Annotated in this window: 17 protein-coding genes; 9 read left to right on the top strand and 8 right to left on the bottom strand. The window is 76.8% G+C overall.

The genetic code is table 11. From position 1 onward, the window contains the following. Positions 1-82: 82 nt before the first annotated feature. Positions 83-742 (top strand): response regulator transcription factor, encoded by a 660-nt coding sequence (locus HKK73_RS13790; RefSeq protein WP_034651737.1) that lies wholly within the window; start codon positions 83-85, stop codon positions 740-742. 198 nt (positions 743-940) lie between these two features. Beyond that, entirely contained in the window at positions 941-2,293 is a 1,353-nt protein-coding gene (locus tag HKK73_RS13785) for an acyltransferase family protein (RefSeq protein WP_253705647.1), read from the top strand. Here the strand turns inward: HKK73_RS13785 and HKK73_RS13780 are convergent. Next, on the bottom strand, positions 2,266-3,084 hold the full coding sequence (locus tag HKK73_RS13780; RefSeq protein ID WP_171468212.1) for an RDD family protein: 819 nt from the start codon (positions 3,082-3,084) through the stop codon (positions 2,266-2,268). The two genes, HKK73_RS13785 and HKK73_RS13780, sit on opposite strands and share 28 nt — an antisense overlap. Positions 3,085-3,170: 86 nt before the next feature. On the opposite strand from HKK73_RS13780, the gene HKK73_RS13775 reads away from it, so the two are divergent. Further along, positions 3,171-4,160, top strand: a complete 990-nt coding sequence (locus tag HKK73_RS13775; protein WP_171468211.1) for a stage II sporulation protein M — start codon at positions 3,171-3,173, stop codon at positions 4,158-4,160. Positions 4,161-4,171: 11 nt separating this feature from the next. Here the strand turns inward: HKK73_RS13775 and HKK73_RS13770 are convergent, their stop codons facing one another. From HKK73_RS13770 to HKK73_RS19155, 7 genes are all read right to left on the bottom strand, one after another. After that, a complete protein-coding gene (locus tag HKK73_RS13770; protein ID WP_171468210.1) occupies positions 4,172-5,515 on the bottom strand; it encodes a winged helix DNA-binding domain-containing protein in 1,344 nt (447 codons plus the stop codon). A gap of 7 nt (positions 5,516-5,522) precedes the next feature. Beyond that, positions 5,523-5,645: a hypothetical protein gene (locus HKK73_RS19305; RefSeq protein ID WP_255179365.1), complete on the bottom strand. Its 123-nt coding sequence runs from the start codon at positions 5,643-5,645 to the stop codon at positions 5,523-5,525. A gap of 526 nt (positions 5,646-6,171) precedes the next feature. After that, complete coding sequence (locus HKK73_RS13765; protein WP_085387531.1) at positions 6,172-7,464, bottom strand: DUF58 domain-containing protein; 1,293 nt, start codon at positions 7,462-7,464, stop codon at positions 6,172-6,174. 10 nt (positions 7,465-7,474) lie between these two features. Further along, positions 7,475-8,449, bottom strand: coding sequence for a MoxR family ATPase (locus tag HKK73_RS13760; protein WP_034656053.1), 975 nt, complete (start codon positions 8,447-8,449; stop codon positions 7,475-7,477). A gap of 197 nt (positions 8,450-8,646) precedes the next feature. Further along, entirely contained in the window at positions 8,647-9,915 is a 1,269-nt protein-coding gene (locus HKK73_RS13755) for a DUF4350 domain-containing protein (protein WP_253705646.1), read from the bottom strand. Continuing rightward, the gene (locus HKK73_RS13750) at positions 9,912-10,574 is read right to left on the bottom strand and encodes a DUF4129 domain-containing protein (protein ID WP_085387532.1); all 663 of its coding nucleotides are present in this window, start codon (positions 10,572-10,574) and stop codon (positions 9,912-9,914) included. The genes HKK73_RS13755 and HKK73_RS13750 overlap by 4 nt, the downstream gene beginning before the upstream one ends. After that, entirely contained in the window at positions 10,571-12,007 is a 1,437-nt protein-coding gene (locus HKK73_RS19155; protein WP_253705645.1) for a hypothetical protein, read from the bottom strand. Before HKK73_RS19155 ends, HKK73_RS13750 begins: the two co-directional genes overlap by 4 nt. A gap of 204 nt (positions 12,008-12,211) precedes the next feature. Here HKK73_RS19155 and mtrA point away from each other — a divergent pair, with 204 nt between their 5' ends. The 6 genes from mtrA (at position 12,212) to HKK73_RS13715 (ending at position 20,033) form a co-directional block, all read left to right on the top strand. Further along, positions 12,212-12,895, top strand: coding sequence for an MtrAB system response regulator MtrA (gene mtrA, locus HKK73_RS13740; protein WP_034655451.1), 684 nt, complete (start codon positions 12,212-12,214; stop codon positions 12,893-12,895). Continuing rightward, positions 12,892-14,733, top strand: a complete 1,842-nt coding sequence (mtrB, locus tag HKK73_RS13735; protein WP_319946716.1) for an MtrAB system histidine kinase MtrB — start codon at positions 12,892-12,894, stop codon at positions 14,731-14,733. Before mtrA ends, mtrB begins: the two co-directional genes overlap by 4 nt. Further along, complete coding sequence (locus tag HKK73_RS13730; RefSeq protein WP_171468209.1) at positions 14,730-16,490, top strand: LpqB family beta-propeller domain-containing protein; 1,761 nt, start codon at positions 14,730-14,732, stop codon at positions 16,488-16,490. The genes mtrB and HKK73_RS13730 overlap by 4 nt, the downstream gene beginning before the upstream one ends. Positions 16,491-16,635: 145 nt before the next feature. Continuing rightward, positions 16,636-17,544, top strand: a complete 909-nt coding sequence (locus HKK73_RS13725; RefSeq protein ID WP_171468208.1) for a ComF family protein — start codon at positions 16,636-16,638, stop codon at positions 17,542-17,544. Positions 17,545-17,814: 270 nt separating this feature from the next. Then, complete coding sequence (hpf, locus tag HKK73_RS13720) at positions 17,815-18,468, top strand: ribosome hibernation-promoting factor, HPF/YfiA family (protein ID WP_043659309.1); 654 nt, start codon at positions 17,815-17,817, stop codon at positions 18,466-18,468. A gap of 320 nt (positions 18,469-18,788) precedes the next feature. Then, the gene (locus tag HKK73_RS13715; RefSeq protein WP_171468207.1) at positions 18,789-20,033 is read left to right on the top strand and encodes a winged helix-turn-helix domain-containing protein; all 1,245 of its coding nucleotides are present in this window, start codon (positions 18,789-18,791) and stop codon (positions 20,031-20,033) included. The last annotated feature ends 39 nt before the right edge of the window (positions 20,034-20,072 follow it).

Below are 20,072 nucleotides of genomic sequence, written 5' to 3'. Positions count from 1 at the left end.
GCGGCGGGGCGGCGTCGGGCAGGATGTCCCCGGGGCACCGCGCCCGCCCGGGCCGCCCGGCCCGCCCGACCGGAAGGACACCATGCGGCTCGTCATCGCCGAGGACTCCGCCATCCTGCGCGACGGTCTCGTCGCGCTCGTCACCCGTCGCGGCCACGAGGTCGCGGCGGCGGTCGCGGACGGCGACGAGCTCGTCGCGCAGGTCGCGCGGCTCGCGGCGCAGGACGCGCTGCCGGACGTCGCCGTCGTCGACATCCGGATGCCCCCGACGTTCACGGACGAGGGGCTGCGCGCCGCCCTCGCGCTGCGCGCGGCGCACCCCGACCTCGGGGTGCTGCTCTTCTCCCAGTACGTCGAGACGCGGTTCGCGAGCGAGCTGCTCACGGGCGGGGCGCGCGGCGTCGGCTACCTCCTCAAGGACCGGGTCGCGGACGTCGGCGAGTTCGTCGACGCGCTCACGCGCATCGCCGCGGGCCAGACCGTCCTCGACCCGGAGGTCGTGAGCCAGCTCATGGGCGCGTCGCGGTCCGACGACGGTCTCGCGCGCCTCACGCCGCGCGAGACCGAGGTGCTCGAGCTCATGGCGCAGGGCCGGTCGAACTCCGCCATCGCGGAGGCCCTGTTCCTCTCCTACGGCGCGGTCGAGAAGAACGTCACCTCGATCTTCGGCAAGCTCGGGCTGCCGCAGGACGCCGGCGACCACCGCCGCGTCCTCGCGGTGCTGCGCTACCTCAAGGTCTGAGCGGCTCTCAGCGCCTCCGGCTCTCAGCGCCTCCGGGTCTCAGCGGCTCCAGGTCCGAGCGGCGGGGGACAACCCCCCGGAACCTGGGTGGACGACCGCGACGCGGTCGGGGGACCGTCCCGTACCGGGACGAAGGGGATGTTTCGAGACTGGTGAGCACCGGGAGACCTCCCGGACCCGCCGACCGAGGAGCATCCCGTGGCCGTCCTGTCGCCACCCCCCGCCCGACCCCGCGCGTCGTCGCCCGTCCTCCCGGCCGCGCGCCGGACCGGGGACGGAGGCCCGCCCGCCCCGCGCCCGGACCGGCCCGGCGCGGCGGCCGCGGCGGGCGAGGGACCGCGTCGCCCGTCGCGCGACGTGTTCGTCGATGCCGTGCGCGCCGTCGCTACCCTGAGCGTCCTCACGGTGCACTGGCTCATGGCGGACGCGACGTGGGACGGCGAGCAGCTCCGGATCGGGAACGCCCTCGCGCACGGCGCCGGGTGGGCCGTGACGTGGGTGCTCCAGGTGCTCGCCCTGCTGTTCTTCGCTGCGGGCGCCTCGGCGGCGTACGGGCTGCGGCGTGCCGGCGGCCCTGGCGGGACCGCGGCCCGGGGCCGGGTCGTGACCCGCCCGAGCGCCGTCGCCGACCTGGCCGACGGCGTCCGCCTCGCGGGCGCCCGGCTACCGCGCCTGCTGCGGCCGGTGGCCGTCTTCGTCGGGGCGTGGGTGGTCGCCGTCGGCGTCCTGCTGGCCGTCGGGCTCCCGACCGACGCCGTCCGCTCGCTCGCGACGCTGGCGCCGCAGCTCCTGTGGTTCCTCGCGGTCTACCTCGGTCTCGTCGTGCTCACGCCGCTCCTGCGTCGGGCGCTGCACGCCGCCGGCTGGTGGGCCGTCGCCGGGCTCGCGGCGGCCCCGCTCGTGGTCGAGGCCCTGCGGTTCGGCGCCGGGCTCGAGCGGCTCGCGCTCGTGAACGTGGTGCTCGTGTGGGCCGTGCCCTACGCGGTCGGGCTCCTCTACGCCGACGCCCGCTCGGGCCTGCGGGTCGTGCGCCGGGGCCGCGTCGTCCCCGTCGCCGTCGTGCCGCGGTCCCGCGTGCTCGTGGCCGCCGGGCTCGCCGCGGCGGCCCTCGCCGCCCTGCTCGTCGCCGTCGGGCCCTACCCGGTCTCGCTCATCGGCATGCCGGGCGACGCGATGTCCAACCTCGGGCCGCCGACCGCGCCCGTCGTGCTGCACGCCGTCGCGCTCGTCGCGCTCGCGCTCGCCGCGCGGGGACCGCTCGTGCGCTGGGCCGACGGCCGGGGGCGGTCCGTCGTGCGCGGTCTCGCGCGGCGCTCGATGACCGTGTACCTGTGGCACCTCACCGCGATGGTGGTCGTGGTCGGGGTCGTCCTCGTGGTGCTCGGGCAGGAGCTCCCGGCCGTGGGCGGCGCCGACTGGTGGGCGAGCCGGCCTGTCTGGTTCGGCGCGTTCGCCCTCGTGCTCGTCGGGATCGCGCGCGTCGTCGGGCGCTTCGAGGACGCTCCGACGGGCCGCCGCGCGCGTCAGCGCGTCGGGTCGGGCACCGAGTAGGGGAGCCGGTGGAGCAGCTCGGCCTGCTCCCGCGCGGCGGCCTGCGCACGGTGGGCCGTCGCGCGGTCCCGGTCGCGGCGCTCGGTGAGCACGGCGAGCAGGAACGTCTCGGGGTGGGTGCCGGGCGGCGGGCCCGGAGCGACGTACCGCTCGACCTGGCCCGCGAGCTCCTGGCCCAGCCGCGCGCGCGACGCCGGGTGCAGGTGGTCGGCGCGCCCGAGGAACTGCCGGGCGGCCAGCGCGAGGCCGTCCGGCAGCCGGCGCATGTCCGCGTGCGCGGCCCACGCGGCGAGGTAGGGCGGCATCGCGAGCGGGGCGAGCGTCGGTCGCCCGCCCCGCACCCGGATCGCGTACGTGCCGGCCGCCATGTCGCCGAGCCGCTTGCCCTTGTCGTTCGTCAGCGACGCGACGAGCGCGACCGAGCCGAACGTGAGCCAGATCTCGCCGACCCCGACGAGCGCCCGCAGGAACGCGTGCCGGAACCGGACCGGGCCGCCGTCGTCGCGCACGACCCGGATGCCCAGCGCGAGCTTGCCGAGGGAGCGGCCGCGCGAGAGCGTCTCGACCGTCGTCGGGATGACGACCATGACGAGGACCGAGAAGGCGATGAGGATCGCGGTGACCATGTCGAGCTCGAGCGTGCCCAGCGAGGCGCCGAGCACGAAGAGCGTCGCGACGAAGAACACGAGCACGACGAGCAGGTCGAGCGCGAGCGCCAGCCCGCGCGTCACGAACGACGCCGGTCGCGCGTCCAGGACCACGCCCTCGCCGATCACGATGCCCTCGCGCACGCCCGCTCCCGTCCTCGCCGTCGCGGGTCCTGCCCGCCCGTCGGTCGGCGCACCGTCGGCACGCCCCGTGTGGCAGGGTATCGGTCGTGGACCTCGACGCCTTCACCGACGTGCACGGCGCGGAGTGGGACCGCCTCGACGCGCTCGTCCGCCGCCGCACGCTCGACGGCGCGGAGGCCGACGAGCTCGTCCGGCTCTACCAGGCCGTCGCGACGCACCTGTCGACCGTGCGCTCCGTCGCGCCGGACCCGGTGCTCATCTCGCGCCTGTCCGTGCTCCTCGGGCGCGCCCGCACGCGCATCGCGGGGGCGCACGAGCCCGCGTGGCGCGACGTCGTGCGGTTCCTCACGGTGTCCCTCCCGGCCGCTCTCTACCGGATCCGGTGGTGGTCGGTCGGCGTGACCGCCGCGTGCCTCCTCGTCGCGCTCGTCGCGGGCGTCTGGGTCGCGACCACGCCCGAGGGCCTCGCCTCCATGGGCCCGCCCAGCGTCCAGGAGGAGTACGTGAACGACGCGTTCGCGTCCTACTACGACCCGGGCGTCGACTTCGCCGCCGTCGTGTGGACGAACAACGCGCGGATCGCGGCCTTCTGCGTGGGCCTCGGGATCACGGGGGTGTTCCCCGCATGGGTCCTGTTCCAGAACGCGGTCGGCATCGGCTCGATCGGCGGCATGATGGCCGCGCACGGCGAGCTCGCGCTCTTCCTCCAGCTCATCGCGCCCCACGGGCTGCTCGAGCTCATGTCGATCTTCGTCGCCGGCGCCGCCGGGCTGCGGATCTTCTGGGCGTGGATCGACCCCGGCCCCCTGCCCCGCTCGCGCGCCCTCGCGCAGGAGGGCCGGGCGCTCGTCACCGTCGCGATCGGCCTCGCGATCGCGCTTGCGGTCTCCGGCGTCATCGAGGGCTTCGTCACCGGGTCGGAGCTGCCGTGGTGGCTCAAGATCGTGATCGGGGCGGTCGCGCTCGCGGCGTTCTGGGTCTACACGATCGTGCTCGGCCGCCGCGCGGTCCGGGCCGGGGAGACGGGCGACCTCACGGCCGACCACGCGGGCGACACCGCGCCCGCCGCGGCCTGACCCGCGACGCCTCAGCCGTCGACGACGACACGCGCCCGCGCGTCCGGCCACCCGCACCGCACCCAGTCCTCGGCGCGCGCGACGACCTCGTCGCGCACCGCGGGGTCGCGCAGGCGGTCGGCGAGGCTCGGCGCCTCGCCGCCGGGCGCGCCGGGGCCGCTCCGTGCGCGCAGCGGCCGCACCTCGACGTGCACGGCGACGTCCGTCCCGTCGGCCGGGCGCGTCCCGTCGGCCGGGTCCGCCGCTCGGGCGCCGCGCGCGGCCGCTGCTCGGGCGCTGGGGGTGCCTGGGTCCGCTGCTCGGGCGCTGCGCGCCGCCGGTGCCGCCGGTGCCGCCGGGCGGGCCGTCCAGGCGCCCGCGACGCGGCCGTCGACGAGGACCGCCGCCGCGACCTGACCGTTGACGCTCACGACGCTCGTGACCGGCAGGTCCCCGAGGACGCGCGTGCGGTCGTCGTGGGACAGGAGCAGGTTGTCGAAGTCGCCCGCGAGGACCACGGGCACGGGCTCGTCGCCCGGCGGGCGCGGCGCGTCGGGCAGGTCGAGGAGCTCGGTGCCGGCCGGGCCGGTGAACGTCACGAGCTCGGGCCGCAGCACGTCGACCGCGGCGCGCAGCCGGGTCAGGCCCGCCCAGCGCTGCGCGTCGGCCACCGACGCCGGGCCGAACGCCGCGAGGTACCGGCGCACGAGCCGCACGCGCGCCGCGAGCGTCGCGTCCGGGTCCGTGGCGTGCGCGACGGCGTCGAGGGCGTCGTCGGACCGCCCGAGCCAGGCCTGCGCCGTCGTCCAGGTGGTCGTCGTGCCCGCGCCGCTCGCGCCCCACAGGCCGCGGGGCGGGACCTGCACGAGCGGGAGCAGGCAGCGCGCCGCGTACGCGAGGTGCTTCGGGTCGACGTCGGGCCACCGCTCCGCGAGTCGCCGCCCCAGCTCGACCGACGTCAGCGGCTCCGCGAGCAGGTCGCGCGCCGCGCGCTCGAGGTCGTCGAGGTCGACGTGCGCGAGCGCGGTCCCGTGCTGGTTTTGCGACCGCAGGTAGGTCGCCAGGCCGGGGCGGGCGAGCGCCGTCAGCTCGAGCGCGTCGTCGGCCGCGACGAGGTGCACCGTGCCGCGCAGCGTCGCGACGCGCACCACCTGGCGGTCGAGCAGGCGGTCGCCCAGGTCGTCCGGCGCGAAGCCCGCCAGGCGCGACCAGAGCGCCGGGTACGGCGACGACGGGACCTGCGACTGCAGGCCGACGAGGTGCCGCACCTCGTCCAGCACGGTCGCGTCGCGCGGGTCCGCGAGGTGCTGGCGCGCGAGCAGCGCCCGGTTGAGGTCGTCGTGGCTCAGCCGCGGCCCGAACCGCTCGTCGGCCATCGGCCCGTCAGGACAGGACGATCGCGAGCGCCGGGACGAGGAACGTCGCGAGCAGCGCCACCACGACGATGATCGCGACGCGACGGTTGCGCCGGACGCGCTGCCGGGGATCGGTCGGCTGCCAGGCCACGGGAGCCTCCTGAGGTCGGGATGGACGTGCTGGACGACCCTACCTCCCGCCCCTGACGGTCGGGGGAGAGGGCCCCTGCACCACCTCCCGCGAGGTAGAGGCCTGGTCTCCCGAGGTAGAGCCGTGGTTCCGCGAGGTAGAGCCGTGGTTGCGCGAGGTAGAGCCGTGGTTCCGCCAGGTGGAGGCGTGGTCGCCCAGGGTGGGCCTGCCCACGCTCGAGGGGACGACGACGTCGGGCCACCTCAGACGGGTTGCGCGCCCACCGGATGGTCGTGGCGCCCCCGACCGGGCGCCTCTGGTGGCCCGGCGCCGCAGACGGAGCCGGGATCCCTGCTCGGCGATCCCGGGCGCCCTCATCTCGTGGGACCGGGCCTCTACCTCGCGCGGCCTCGGCTCTACCTCGTGGGACCGGGCCTCTACCTCGCGCGGCCTCGGCTCTACCTCGTGGGACCACGGCTCTACCTCGTGGGACCGGGCCTCTACCTCGCGCGGCGACCGTCTCGGGCGCGGTGGGCGGGCGCGGGGCTCAGAGGCGGCCGGCCGCCTTGAGCGCGAGGTAGGTGTCGGCGAGGCGGGGGGCGAGGTCGTCGGGGAGGGCGTCGACGACCTCGACGCCGCGCTGGCGCAGGACCGTCGTCACGGCGGCGCGCTCGATCTCGCCGCGCGCGGCGGCCGCGGCGTCGTACACCTCGGCGGTCCCGGTGCGGTCGTCGCGCAGGGCGGCGACCTCGGGGTCGCCCGCCGCGGCGAGGACGACCTGGTGCTTGGCCGTGAGCTGCCCGACGACGGGCAGCAGGCCGGACTCGACGGCGGCGGCGTCGAGCGTGGACAGGAGCACGACGAGCGCGCGCTGCGACAGGCGCTCGTGGACGGTGCCGACGAGGCCGGGCCAGTCGGTCTCGAGGAGCGCGGGCTCGAGCGGCGCGAGGGCGTCCGCCATGGCGGGCATGAGGCGCGGCCCGGCGGCCCCCGCGACGCGCGAGCGCACGGTGCGGTCGTAGGCGACGAGCTCGACGCGGTCCCCGGCGCGCCCCGCGAGCGCGGCGAGCAGGAGCGCCGCCTCGATGCTCGCGTCGAGGCGCGGCGCGTCCCCGACGCGCGCCGCGGACGTGCGGGACGTGTCGACGACGATGAGCACGCGGCGGTCGCGCTCGGGCCGCCACGTGCGCACGACCATGTCCCGGCCGCGCGCCGACGCGCGCCAGTCGATCGAGCGGACGTCGTCGCCGAGCACGTACTCGCGCAGCGAGTCGAACTCGGTGCCCTCGCCGCGCACCTGCACCGCGGCGCGCCCGTCCATCTCGCGCAGGCGCGCGAGGCGGCTCGGGAGGTGGCGTCGCGACGCGAACTCGGGGAGCACGCGCAGCCGCCCGGGCACGGGGATCGACGCCTGGCGCGCGGCGAGCCGCAGCGGGCCGAACGAGCGGATCGTCACGCGGTCCGCGACGCGCTCGCCGCGGCGCGTCGGGACGAGCACGGTCGTCACGCGCGTCGCCTCGCCGGGCGGCAGATCGACGTCGTGCCGGTTGACCTGGGTCCCCGCGGACGGCGGCCACGCGTCGCGCACGAGCGCGCGCAGCCGCCGCGGGGCGAGGTTCGTCAGCGTGAGCCGGGACGCCGTCGCGTCGGTGAGCCGCACGGAGCCCGCGACGCGCCGCTCGATCGCGACACGCCGCGGGGACGCCGCGAGGGCCGCGTCGAGCGCGCACAGCGCGACGACGAGCAGCGTCCACACGAGCACCGTCCCCGGCACGGGGACGAGCAGCACGGGGACGATCCCGAGCGCCGCCAGCACGACGGCGCGCCACGTCAGGGCCACGAGCGACGCCTCAGCGGGGGACGGGGACGGACGCGAGCACGGTGTCGAGCACGCTCTCGGCCGTCACGCCCTCCAGCTCGGCCTCGGGCCGCAGCTGCACGCGGTGGCGCAGCGTGGGGTGCGCGAGGGCCTTGACGTCGTCCGGCGTCACGTAGGAGCGGCCCGAGAGCCACGCCCACGCTCGCGACGTGGCGAGCAGCGCCGTCGCGCCGCGCGGAGACACGCCGAGGGACAGCGAGGGGGAGTGGCGCGTCGCGCGGCACACGTCGACGGCGTAGCCGAGCACCTCGCGCGCGACCTGGACGCGTGCGACCTCCGCGCGGGCGCGGTCGAGCACGTCGCGCCCGGCGACGGCGCGCACCCCGGCGCCCGCGAGGTCGCGCGGGTTGAAGCCGGCGGCGTGCCGTGCGAGCACCTCGACCTCCTGCTCGCGCTCCGGCAGCGGCAGCACGACCTTGAGCAGGAAGCGGTCGAGCTGCGCCTCGGGCAGCGGGTACGTGCCCTCGTACTCCACGGGGTTCTGCGTCGCGATGACGAGGAAGGGGTCGGGCAGCGGGCGCGGCGTCCCGTCGACCGAGACCTGCCGCTCCTCCATGGCCTCCAGGAGCGACGCCTGGGTCTTGGGGGGCGTGCGGTTGATCTCGTCGGCGAGCAGCAGGTTCGTGAAGACCGGCCCCTCGCGGAACGAGAACTCGGCGGTCCGCGCGTCGTACACGAGCGAGCCCGTGACGTCGCCGGGCATGAGGTCGGGCGTGAACTGCACGCGCTTCGTGCCGAGGTCGAGCGACGCGGCGAGCGTGCGCACGAGCAGCGTCTTGGCGACGCCGGGCACGCCCTCGAGCAGCACGTGGCCCTTGCAGAGCAGCGCGATGAGCAGGCTCGTCACGGCGCCGTCCTGCCCGACGACGGCCTTGCCGACCTCGCTGCGGACGGCGGCGAGCGCCTGCCGCAGCTCGGGCGACGGCGCGGGCGGGGCGTCGTGCACCGGTGCGGGGGTCGCGGTCGGGGTCGGCGCGGCGGGCGCGTGGTTCTGGCCGTACGGCGACTGCGGGGCGGGTGCCTGCGGTCCGGGCCGGTGCGCGGGCTGGCCGGCGGCCGCGCTCACGCGGTCGGCGACGCCCTGGTCCTGGGCGGGCGGCGCGTAGCGGTCGGGCTGCGGCACGGAGCCGTCGGGGTGGTGCGTCACGAGTGGTAGACCTCGCTCTCGATCCGGTCAAGGTGACGCGCGAGCTCGAGCAGCGCCGCGTCGTCGGCGGGTGGTGGTCCGTACAGGAGCTGGGCGACCTGGTCGCCCGGCCGACCCGTCGCGCGGGCGACGGCGTCGACGACGGTGGGGGCGTCGGCCGAGCGGGGCAGGCCGAGGCGGTGCGCGAGACGGTCGGCGGCGCTCGCGCGCAGCCCTGCGGCGGCGTGGCCGCGCGCCCCGGCGCGTCGGTAGAGGCGGCCGCGGCCGCGCGTCGTCTCGGCGGCGCGCACGATCACCGGCAGGTCCTCCGTGACGAGGGGGCCCAGCCGGCGGCCGCGCCACAGCACGACCACGAGCAGCACGACGAGCGCCTGGAGGGCGACGACGCCGAACCACGGCGGCAGGGACAGCCCGGGGGTCGTGCTCCCGTCGTCGGCGAGCGACGTGTCGAACGGGTCGGGCACGAGCCACACGAGACGGTCGTGCGCGCCGAGCGTCCAGAGCGCGAGCGCGGCGTTGCCGTCCTCGGTGACCGAGTCGTTGCGCAGGACGGCGGGCGTGTCCACCGCGCGCACCGTGCGCCCGTCGGCCTCGTGCACGAGGTAGGCGCCCAGGGACGGGTCGTCGGGGGAGGGGAAGCAGAGGACGGTCGCGTCGTCGAGCGCGACGAAGCCGACGCCGTCGGAGCGGATCGAGCCCGCGGCCTGCGCGGCCGGGTCCGCGCAGCGCGCCGGTCGTGCCGACCCGCCGGAGCCCCAGTCGTACGCGAGCTCCGCGCCGCCGTCGGTCGCGGCGGCGAGCAGGTGGTCGGGCGGCGCGACGAGCACGAGGTCCGTGGGGGTCCCGACGAGCGCGTCCACCTGCTCGTCGAGCAGGTAGTCGCCCTGCGCGACGAGGAGCGTGCCGCCCTCCTCGGCGGCGCGCACCGCGTCGGCGACCGTGCGCACGTAGGTGACCTCGACGCCCTGGTCGCCCAGCACCTGCGCGACCGCGCGCGCCCCGGCGGGGCCCGGGTTGTCGGGTGCGAGCGGCGTGGCCGACGTCGCGGGGCGCGCGAGCGCCGTCAGCCCGGCGAGCAGCAGCAGCGCGCCGACGACGGCGACGGGCCAGCGCGCCCGGCGCCAGCGGCTGCGGGCCCGCGAGCGGGCGGTCGTGCCGTCGCCGACGACGGGCACGTAGGCGGTCGTCACGGCCCGCGGGTCGCCCGACGCGCCCGCGGAGGGCGCCGCGCCGGGCGGTACGGAGGACGTCGTCGGGGCGCTCATGCGCCGTCACCGGGCGCGGACGCGGCGAGCTCCGCACGGAGCGCGGGGCGCGTCGCGAGCGTCCGCTCGTCGAGCGCGCGCAGGAAGGCGTCCGCCTCCGGGCCGACGGTCACGGCGCCGTACGCGACGTCGTCGAACAGGTGCGCGCCGCGCTCGAGCCCGTCGGCGACGTCGGGCAGGCGCTCGCCCGCCGTCCGCGCGGCCTCCCACGCGGTCCGTCCGGGACGCGGGTCGAGGACCGCGCGCTCCTCCAGCGAGCGCACGACGCCGCGGAAGCGTTCGAGCGCGGCGGTCGCCCAGTCGGCGCGCGCCGCGGCGGCGTCGGCCGCGGCGCGCATCTCGGCCGCGGTGCGCGCGTCGTCGTCGAGCACGACCACCGAGGCCTTCGCCCGGCGCGACAGGCGCACCGGACCGGCGACCCAGTAGGCCACCGCCGCGACCAGGGCGACCGCCACGACGACGACCACCGCCGTCAGCGGGCCGCCGAGGTCGAGCGTGGGCGCGCCGTCGAACAGTCCCTGGAGCCACTCGAGGAACCGCTGCAGGAGCGACGGGTCCGTGCGGTACTCCGGCCCGGCGAGCTCGCCGACGAGCCACCGCCGGGCCTCGTCGGCGCCGGGCTGCACGGGCACGTCGGCCGCGAGCGACCGCACGGTCATGCGGGCGGCTGCTCGCTCGCCGCCGCGGCGAGCTCGACGTCCAGGCCCTCGCGGCGCATGCGCACGTCGATGTAGAGCAGGGCGACGATGCAGCCCAGGAAGACCGAGGTGAGGATCATCGAGAGCGCGACGCCGATCGCCTGCACGAGGTGGTACAGGAAGGTCTGGCCCGCCATGAGCAGGAACGACGCGGCGAGGCTCGCGGGGTACGCGACGATGCCGGAGACGAAGCTCATCGCCACGAGGGCGAGCAGGTAGATGCCGAACAGCCGCCAGAAGCTGCCGCGGGTGAGGAGCCACGCCCGCTTGACGGTTTGCCAGAACGGCTGCCCCTCCAGCGCCAGGGCGGGAGGCACGAGGCCGGTCCGCGTCCCGACCCAGACGAGGAGCACGGGCCAGGCGAGCAGGGCGACGACGATGAGGAACGCGCCGAGCCCCTCGGAGACCGCGAAGCCCGCGACGACGAGGAGCGTGGCCAGGCCGAGCGCCACGGACGCGGCCAGGCCGGTCAGCAGGGGGAACGCGATGAGGAACCACGTGCGCCGTCCGACCTGGGACCAGACCTCGCCGACGCCGGCCTTGCGCCCGATCGCGGACTGGCCGACGGAGACCGTGAGGAGACCCGCGATGATCGGCGCGGCGAAGAACGTGGTCACCTGGATGCCGAGGGAGCTCGCGAGCGTCGTGGCGAAGCTCTCGTCGAAGCCGGGGAAGGTGGCCTCGTCCAGCACGACGTCGAAGTACTGGGCGACGTAGCCGGAGAACGCCCAGCCGAGGAAGGTGCCGAGCAGCGTCGCCACCACGACGACGAGCGCGCTCATGCCGAGCACGACCCGGGGGTTGTGGCGGATCGCGCCGAACGCGCCGTCGAAGATCTCGCCGAGCGACAGCGGGCGCAGCGGGATGATGCCGGGCTTCGCCGCGGCCGGCGCGTAGGGCGCGCCCGCGAGGCCGGGCGGCGGGCCGTAGCCCGGCGCGCCGTACTGCTGCTGCCCGTACTGGCCCTGCCCGAACTGCTGCTGGCCGTAACCGGGCTGCTGGCCGTATCCGGGCTGGCCGTACCCCGGCTGCTGGCCGTAGCCGGGCTGGCCGTACCCCGGCTGCTGCTGGCCGTACCCCGGCTGCTGGCCGTAGCCCGGCTGGCCGTACCCCGGCTGTCCCGGAGCGGCGCCGGGCGCACCCCACGCGCCGGGTGCGGGCGGCTGGTCCGTCGGCGGGTGCTGACCGGGCTCCTGGCCGGGCGCGTACTGGCCGTACCGCGGCTGGGGCGCCGACGAGCCGGGCGCACCGTAGCCGGGGGCGCCGTACGAGGGCGCGCCCCAGCCGCTCGCGTCGCCGCCCGGACCGGGCGCGGCGGGCGGCGTGGGGCCGGGGGCCGCCGTCGGGTCGGGCGTGGCACCGTCCGGCGTGCCGGAGGTGTCGGGTGTGCTCATGTGCTCGTGGTCCCCCGCGATCGGCTCGGGCGTCGGTCCAGGCCGCCGGGCGAGGATCGGCAACGGCGGCGAGGCCACCCTAGTACGCGGCCCTGCGCGGCGGCCGACCGGCTCGCGCCGCCGGGTGCGCCCCGCCCGCGGGTTCACCCTCGCCGCGGGGCCCGGCCGCCCCGACGTCGGGCCCGTCGATGGCAAGATGTCCGCATGAAGGTTCGTGTGCTCGTGGTGGACGACGACACCGCCCTGGCCGAGATGATCGGCATCGTCCTGCGCTCCGAGGGCTTCGAACCGGTGTTCTGCGCGGACGGCGACCTCGCGCTCGAGACGTTCCGCACCACGCAGCCGGACCTGGTCCTGCTCGACCTCATGCTCCCGGGCAAGGACGGCACGGAGGTGTGCCGCCTCATCCGGGCGGAGTCGGGCGTCCCGATCATCATGCTCACCGCGAAGAGCGACACGGTCGACGTCGTGCTCGGCCTGGAGTCGGGTGCCGACGACTACATCTCCAAGCCGTTCAAGCCCAAGGAGCTCGTCGCCCGCATCCGGGCGCGCCTGCGCCGCACGGAGGAGCCCGCCCCCGAGCACCTGTCCATCGGCGACGTCGAGATCGACGTCACGGGGCACCGCGTGTCGCGCGGCGGCGAGCAGGTGTCCCTGACCCCGCTCGAGTTCGACCTCCTCGTCGCGCTCGCGCGCAAGCCGTGGCAGGTCTTCACGCGCGAGGTGCTCCTCGAGAAGGTCTGGGGCTACCGGCACGCGGCGGACACGCGGCTCGTCAACGTCCACGTGCAGCGCCTGCGCTCGAAGATCGAGCACGACCCGGAGAACCCGGAGATCGTCCTCACGGTGCGCGGCGTCGGCTACAAGGCGGGCGCGACCCGCACGTGAGCACGACGGCCGGCTCCGCCGACGGGCGCGGGCGAGGGCTCTGGCGCCGCGTCCGGCGCCGGGCGCGCGCGACCGTCCGCCGCGTGGTGTGGCGCTGGCGCTCGTCGATGCAGCTCCGTGTCGTCACGTCGGCGCTCGTCGTCGGCGTGCTGACCGTCGGGGCGCTCGGCGCCTACCTCACCGACGCCATGCGCGACGGCCTCTACGAGCGGCGTGCCGCCGAGCTCGACCAGGAGAGCGCCCAGTCCACGCAGCAGGCGCGCCGCACGCTCGACGCGTCGCCCGCGTCGACGCCGACCGAGGCCCAGTCGCTCCTCTTCGACCTCTTCTCCATGCTCCAGACCACCGGGTCGTCGCGCGACGTCTTCCTCTGGCAGTCCGGCGGGTCGGGCACGGTCGGCTTCCTCGACCAGTCGACCGACCAGCAGCTCGACGGCCTCGTGTCGCCCGAGATGCGCGCGGCGACCGTCGCGGCGGACGGCGAGCAGTACCTCCAGTCCGTGGCGATCCCGGTCGACCCGGCCCACCCGGAGTCGTCGGGGGTGGTGCCCGGCATCGTCGTGGGCTCGACCGTCGAGGTGCCGGTCGCGGGCACGTACGAGCTCTACTACCTCTACGACCTCGAGGCCGACCAGGAGACGCTGCGCTTCCTCCAGTCGGTCCTGCTCGTCGGGGCGCTCGTGCTGCTCGCCCTGCTCGTCGGGATCACGGCGCTCGTCACGCGCCAGGCGGTGCTCCCGGTGCGCCAGGCCGCGAGCGTCGCGGAACGGCTCGCGGACGGCCGCCTCGACGAGCGGCTCCCGGTCAAGGGCCACGACGAGATGGCGTCCCTCGCGCACTCGTTCAACGAGATGGCGCAGAGCCTCCAGGAGCAGATCGGGCGCATGGAGGAGCTGTCGATGCTCCAGCGCCGGTTCGTCTCGGACGTGTCCCACGAGCTGCGCACGCCGCTCACCACGATCCGCATGGCCTCCGAGGTGCTGCACGCGTCGCGCGAGGACTTCGACCCGGTCTCGCGACGCTCGACCGAGCTCCTGCAGGCCCAGCTCGACCGGTTCGAGGACCTGCTCGCCGACCTGCTCGAGATCAGCCGGTTCGACGCCGGCGCCGCGGTCCTCGACGCCGAGCGGCGCGACCTGCGCGACGTGGTGAACGCCGCCGTCGACCACGCCGCCCCGCTCGCCGAGCGCAAGGGCGTGTGGCTGTCGGTCCACCTCGGCGACGAGCCCGTCACGGCCGACATCGACCCGCGGCGCGTCGAGCGCATCGTGCGCAACCTCGTCGTCAACGCGATCGAGCACGCCGAGGAGCGGCCGGTCGAGATCACGGTCGACGGCGACGGGCACGCCGTCGCGGTGACGGTCCGCGACCACGGGGTCGGGATGACGACCGACGAGGTCCAGCACGTGTTCGACCGCTTCTGGCGTGCGGACCCCGCTCGCGCCCGCACGACCGGCGGCACGGGCCTCGGGCTCGCGATCTCCCTGGAGGACGCGCACCTGCACGGCGGGTGGCTCGAGGCGTGGGGCCGCCCGGGCCGGGGCGCGAGCTTCCGGCTCACGCTCCCGCGGCGCGCCGGGATCCGGCTCCAGTCGTCCCCCCTGCCGCTCGTCTCCGAGGCGGCCACCGGCCGCGGGCTGCCCGCGGAGTGGAGCGTGCGGACGCCGGTCGTCGAGGACGTCGAGGGCACGGCGGGCCCCGCCGACCTGCCGTCGGTCACGGGCGGCATCCCCGTCGTCATCCCGCGCGACCACGCGCCCCAGCCCGGCCGGGCGACAGTGCCCGGCTCCGGCGGCGGTCCGGCCGCCGGCCCCGACGACGTCCAGGAGGGGCGATGACCACGACGGGGACCGTGCGGCGTCCGACCGCCGGGCAGGCGGACCTGCGGCACCGGGTCGGGCGCGCGCTCGCGGCCGGGCTCGCGGCCGTGGGGGTCGCCGCGCTCGCAGCGTGCGCCTCGATCCCCACGTCCGGGCCCGTGGTCGAGGGCGAGGCGACGCCGGAGGACCCGGGCCAGCCGTTCGTCAGCGCCGCCTCGCCCCGCCGCGACGCCTCGCCGGACCAGATCGTCCGCGGCTTCCTGGCCGCCCAGGCCCAGGGCGCGCGCGGCTCGTTCGACGTCGCGTCCGAGTTCCTCACGCGCGACGCGCAGGACGACTGGTCGCCCGTCTCGCAGGTCGCGATCCTCGAGGACGTGCCGCAGCTCGACGTCGACGAGGCCGCGATCGAGGGCGGCACGACGACGGTCCGCGCCACCGCCGACGTCGTGGGCACCGTGGACGAGCGCGGCGTCTACACGGAGCAGGCGCCCGGCCGGACCACCGAGGTCTCCTACGGCCTCGTCCGCGACGCCGACGACCAGTGGCGCATCGACGTGGTCGACGACGGGCTGACGATCACGGCCACGAACTTCGCCCGCACCTTCAAGCAGGCCAACCTCTACTTCCCGACCCTCGACCGGGCCTACCTCGTGCCCGACGCCCGCTGGTTCCCGAGCCGGAACTGGCAGGCGCTCGCGGTCCGCGAGACGCTGCGCGGACCGGCGGACTGGCTCGCAGGGTCCGTCGCGACGGTCGCGCCCGAGGGCACCTCGCTGAGCATCGACTCCGTGCCCCCGGGGGAGGGCAGGGTCGCGGTGCCCCTCACCGACCCGGTGACCGCGGCGTCGCCGGCCGACCGCGCGATGCTCATCGCGCAGCTCCAGGCCTCGCTCGGCGTGCCCGTCGACATCACGGTGGGCGTCGGCGGCTCGGAGCTCTCGGCCGACGACGTCCCGACCATCGGCGTCGCCACCACGCCCGACGAGCCGGTCGTGCTCTCGGGCGACCAGGTCATGAGCCTGGAGGGGCGCACGACGCGCGCGGTGACGTCGGCCGCCCCGCTCGCCGGGCTCCAGCCCACCGCGCTCGCCTTCCGCGGCCGGGCCGACGACGCCACGTACGTCGTGCGGGACGGCGCCGCGCGGCTCGTCACGGCGCCGACGGCGGAGGCCGGGCCCGTCACGCTCCTCACCGGGACGAGCCTCGTCGCGCCGTCGATCGACCGGTTCCAGTACGTCTGGAGCGGCCCGCAGGTGCAGGCAGGGTCGCTGCAGGTCGTGGACCTGCGGGAGGCCGGCAGCGACGCGGCGGTCTCCGAGGTGGCCGCGCCGTGGCTCGACGGGCGCACCGTGATGTCGCTGCGGGTCGCGCCCGACGGCGCCCGGGTGGCCGTCGTCAGCGACTCGGGGTCCGGGGCGCAGGTCCACGTCGCGGGCATCGTCCGCGACGAGACCGGCCGGCCGACCCAGCTCTCCGCACCGGTCCGGGTCGGGCAGCCGATCGCCGCCGCGACACAGGTGACGTGGGTCGACCGCGCGCTCCTCGGGGTGCTCGGCCGGGCGTCCGGCGAGTCCGAGGTCGTCGTCCAGCGGGTGCCCGTCGGGGGGCCGACGGTCGCCGCCTCGCCCGTCGAGGGCGCCGTCTCGCTCGCGTCGGCCACGGGCGTCGGGACGACGCTCGTCGGGACGAGCGACAGCAGCCTGTACGCCGCGGGCACGTCGAGCCTCTGGACCAAGATCGCCACCGAGGTCCGGCTGCCCACATACCCCGGCTGAGACGCCGCGCGCCCGGCGGCGCGCGGCGCGCCGGGCGACCACAGGCTCCCGGACGGCGCGGGTCGGGAGCCCGCGGTGCGCGCGTCGTCCACAGGTGGCCGGTCCGCCGGTGCCGGACGCTCGCGCCACCGGGCACGCTGGCCCGGTGCTCCTCGCCGCCCTCGTCGACGTCGCCCGCCTCGTCCTACCCGTCGCGTGCCCCGGCTGCAACGCGTCCGACGTCCGGTGGTGCGAGCCCTGCCTCGCGCCGCTGCGCGCCCCGCTCCGGCGGCGCGAACGTGGCGCGCCCCGCCTCGACCGGCTCGACGGCGTCGCGCCCCTGCCGGTGTGGGCGCCGGCGGCGTACACGGGGCCCGTGCGCGGCGTCGTCGTCGCCTGGAAGGACCGCGGTAGGGCGGACCTCGACCGGCCGCTCGCGGACGCCGCGTGGCGCGCGGGCACCGCGCTGGGGCCGGTGCTCGGAGCCGTGCTCGGGCCGGGGCGCGGTCCCGCGCACGGTCCCGCGCTCGGGTCTGGGGTCGGGGCGGTCCTGGGGGAGGGGTCCCGGGGGTGCCCGGTGCTCGTCGTCCCGGCACCGACGACGCGGGCCGCGCGTCGCGCCCGCGGGCGCGACCCCGTCGCTCTGCTCGCGCGTGCGGTCGCCGCCGGCCTGGACACCTCGGGAACCCCCGCCCGGAGCGCCGCGCTCCTCGTGCACCGCGGGCGCGCCCGAGACCAGGTCGGGCTCGGCTCGCGGGCGCGCGGGGCCCGGCTCGGCACGGTCGCCGTCGCCCCCGGGAAGCTCCTCGGGGCCGGTGCCGGAGGGCTCGTCCGACCGCTCGTCGGACCGTCCGTCGCAGCGCGTCGAGGACGGCCCGGGCGGCGCCCGTCGACCGGTGCACCGGCACCGGTCGTGGCGTGCCTCCTCGTCGACGACGTCGTCACCACGGGAGCGACCCTCGCCGCGTGCGAGAGGGCTCTGACCAGCGCGGGCGCTCTCGTGCTGGGCGCCGTCGCGCTCGCCGCGACCCCGTCGCCGGGCGAACGACGGCGGTCCGCCGGGCAGCCTCCGTGAGGTCCGCGCGGCGGGGGTCGAAGGTCCCCTCGTTCACCTCCCGTTGGTGCTGCCGACACCCCGGACCCGGGGTTAGGCTGAGGGCCAGTCGCCGCGGACGACGGACGTGCAGGACACGTGCGCCGCCGCGCGAGCGTACCGAGCGCGCGGCCCTGCGCCGCAAGGAGGTGGTAGCCCACCGCACCCGGCAGCGGGTGCTCCTACCGAATCCGAACGAGGCGCCCGGACGCACCGGGCCGGGCGTCGCACTAGATCCTCGCGGAGGCTCACATGGAGATCGTCGTCGTCGGCAGGCACACGGAAGTGGCAGACCGCTTCCGCCGGCACGTGGAGGACAAGCTCGCCAAGGTCCAGCAGCTCGCGCCCACGGCGCAGCGCGTGGACGTCGAGGTCACCCACGAGAACAACCCGAGGCTCTCGGGGGTCCGCGAACGCGTCGAGCTCACCGTGCGGGCCAAGGGACCCGTCGTCCGCGCCGAGGCCGCGGCCGACGACCGGTTCGGCGCCCTCGACCTCGCGATGGACAAGCTCGCGGAACGGCTGCGCCGCGCCCGCGACCGTCGCAAGGACCACCGCAACCACACCGTCGTGCCGCCCGTCGACGTGCGTCCCTACGACCCGGCCACGCACGAGGCACCCCCGCCGCCGGCGCCGACCGCGCCGACCGCGCCCGGGGAGGCCGTCGAGACGACGCTCGGCGACTCGCCCGTCGTCATCCGGCAGAAGCTGCACACCGCGGAGCCCATGACGGTGGACGACGCGCTGTACGAGATGGAGATGGTCGGCCACGACTTCTTCCTCTTCGTCGACATCGAGACGTCGCGCCCGTCCGTCGCCTACCGCCGCCGCGGCTGGACGTACGGCGTCGTCGCGCTCGACACGTCCTGCGACTGCGCCGACTCCACGGTCGAGAAGAGCGCCTGACCGCACCCGACGCGCCCGGACCCTCGAGGGTCCGGGCGCGTCGTGCTGTCCGGACCCGTCGCCCGCTGACCCGCCCCCGCTGCCCGCTGCCCGCTGCCCACCGTCCGCCGCCCGCCGACCGCCGACCGCCGCCCGCCGACCGCCGCCGACCAGGCGATCCCGGTCGGCCGAGCAGGTGGTCGTGGCGGGTCCGGCCGCCGGGACGCGCCAGGACCGCCTGCTCGGCGGGGGCGGGGGGCGCCGGGTGGGCGGCGGGTGGGCGTGTGGGTGGGGGCGGGCAGGATCGGAGGGTGGTCGCCACGCCGTCGAGGTCCGAGTCGATGTCCCTGTCCCAGGCGCGCCGTGTCGCGCTCGCCGCGCAAGGGCTGCACCGGGAGCGCCCGGACGTCGCCGCGCGTGCCGGGTCCGGCGGCCGCGCCCCGACGATGCGGCAGGTCCAGGGGGTCATCGACCGCCTGGGGCTCCTCCAGATCGACTCGGTCAACGTGCTCGCGCGGGCGCACCTCATGCCGCTGTACGCGCGGCTCGGCCCGTACGACACGGCGCTGCTCGACCGCGCGGCGGGCCGTGCGCCGCGTCGGCTCGTGGAGACGTGGGCGCACGTCGCGTCCTACGTGCCGCCCAGCACGTGGCCGCTGCTCGAGTGGCGCCGACGGCGGTACCGCACGGAGGCGTGGGGCACGATCAGCGCGGTCGAGATGAGCCACTCCGAGGCGGTCCAGGACGTGCGGCGGCTCGTCACGGAGCGCGGCCCGATCACCGCGAGCGAGGTGCACGAGATCCTCGAGGCCGAGGGGCGGGCGCACCCGCGCGACCGCTCGCAGTGGGGGTGGAACTGGACGGTCGCGAAGCGCGCGCTCGAGTTCCTCTTCTTCACGGGGGAGATCACGTCCGCGCGGCGCAACGGCGCGTTCGAGCGCTGCTACGACCTCACGGAGCGCGTGCTCCCGCCGGAGGTCGTCGCGGCGCCGCCGGTCGCGGACGCCGACGCCGTCCGGGCGCTGCTCGAGATCGGCGCCCGCGCGCACGGCGTCGGGACGCTGCGCTGCTTCCGCGACTACTTCCGGCTCAAGGGGCCCGCGGTGCAGACGGCGCTCGACGAGCTCGTCGAGGCGGGCACCCTCCGCCCGGTGACCGTGCGGGGGTGGGACGAGCCGACCTACCTGCACGCGGACGCGGCGCTCCCGCGGCGCGCGACGGGGACGACGCTGCTCAACCCGTTCGACCCGCTCGTGTTCGAGCGGACCCGCCTCGAGCGGCTGTTCGACGTCCACTACCGGATCGAGATCTACGTGCCCGCGGCGAAGCGGGTCCACGGCTACTACGTCCTGCCCTTCCTCGAGGGAGAGGCGCTCACCGCGCGCGTCGACCTCAAGGCCGACCGTCGGGCCGGGGTGCTGCGCGTGCAGTCGGCGCACCGCGAGCAGGCGGCCGGGCCGCAGACGGCGGCGCGCCTCGCCGCCGAGCTGCACGTGCTGGGCCGATGGCTGGGGGTGCCGGAGGTCGACGTCGCCCCGGTGGGGGACCTGGCGCCCGCGCTCGCCGCCGAGGTCGCGGCGCACTGACGTCGTCGCGGCCGTTCCCGTCGCTGCCGTCGCCGTCGC

Origin of the sequence: Cellulosimicrobium sp. 72-3 (assembly GCF_013127315.1) — a bacterium.
Classification (GTDB): Bacteria; Actinomycetota; Actinomycetes; order Actinomycetales; family Cellulomonadaceae; genus Cellulosimicrobium; species Cellulosimicrobium funkei.
This window is presented reverse-complemented; position numbering and strand designations above follow the sequence as displayed.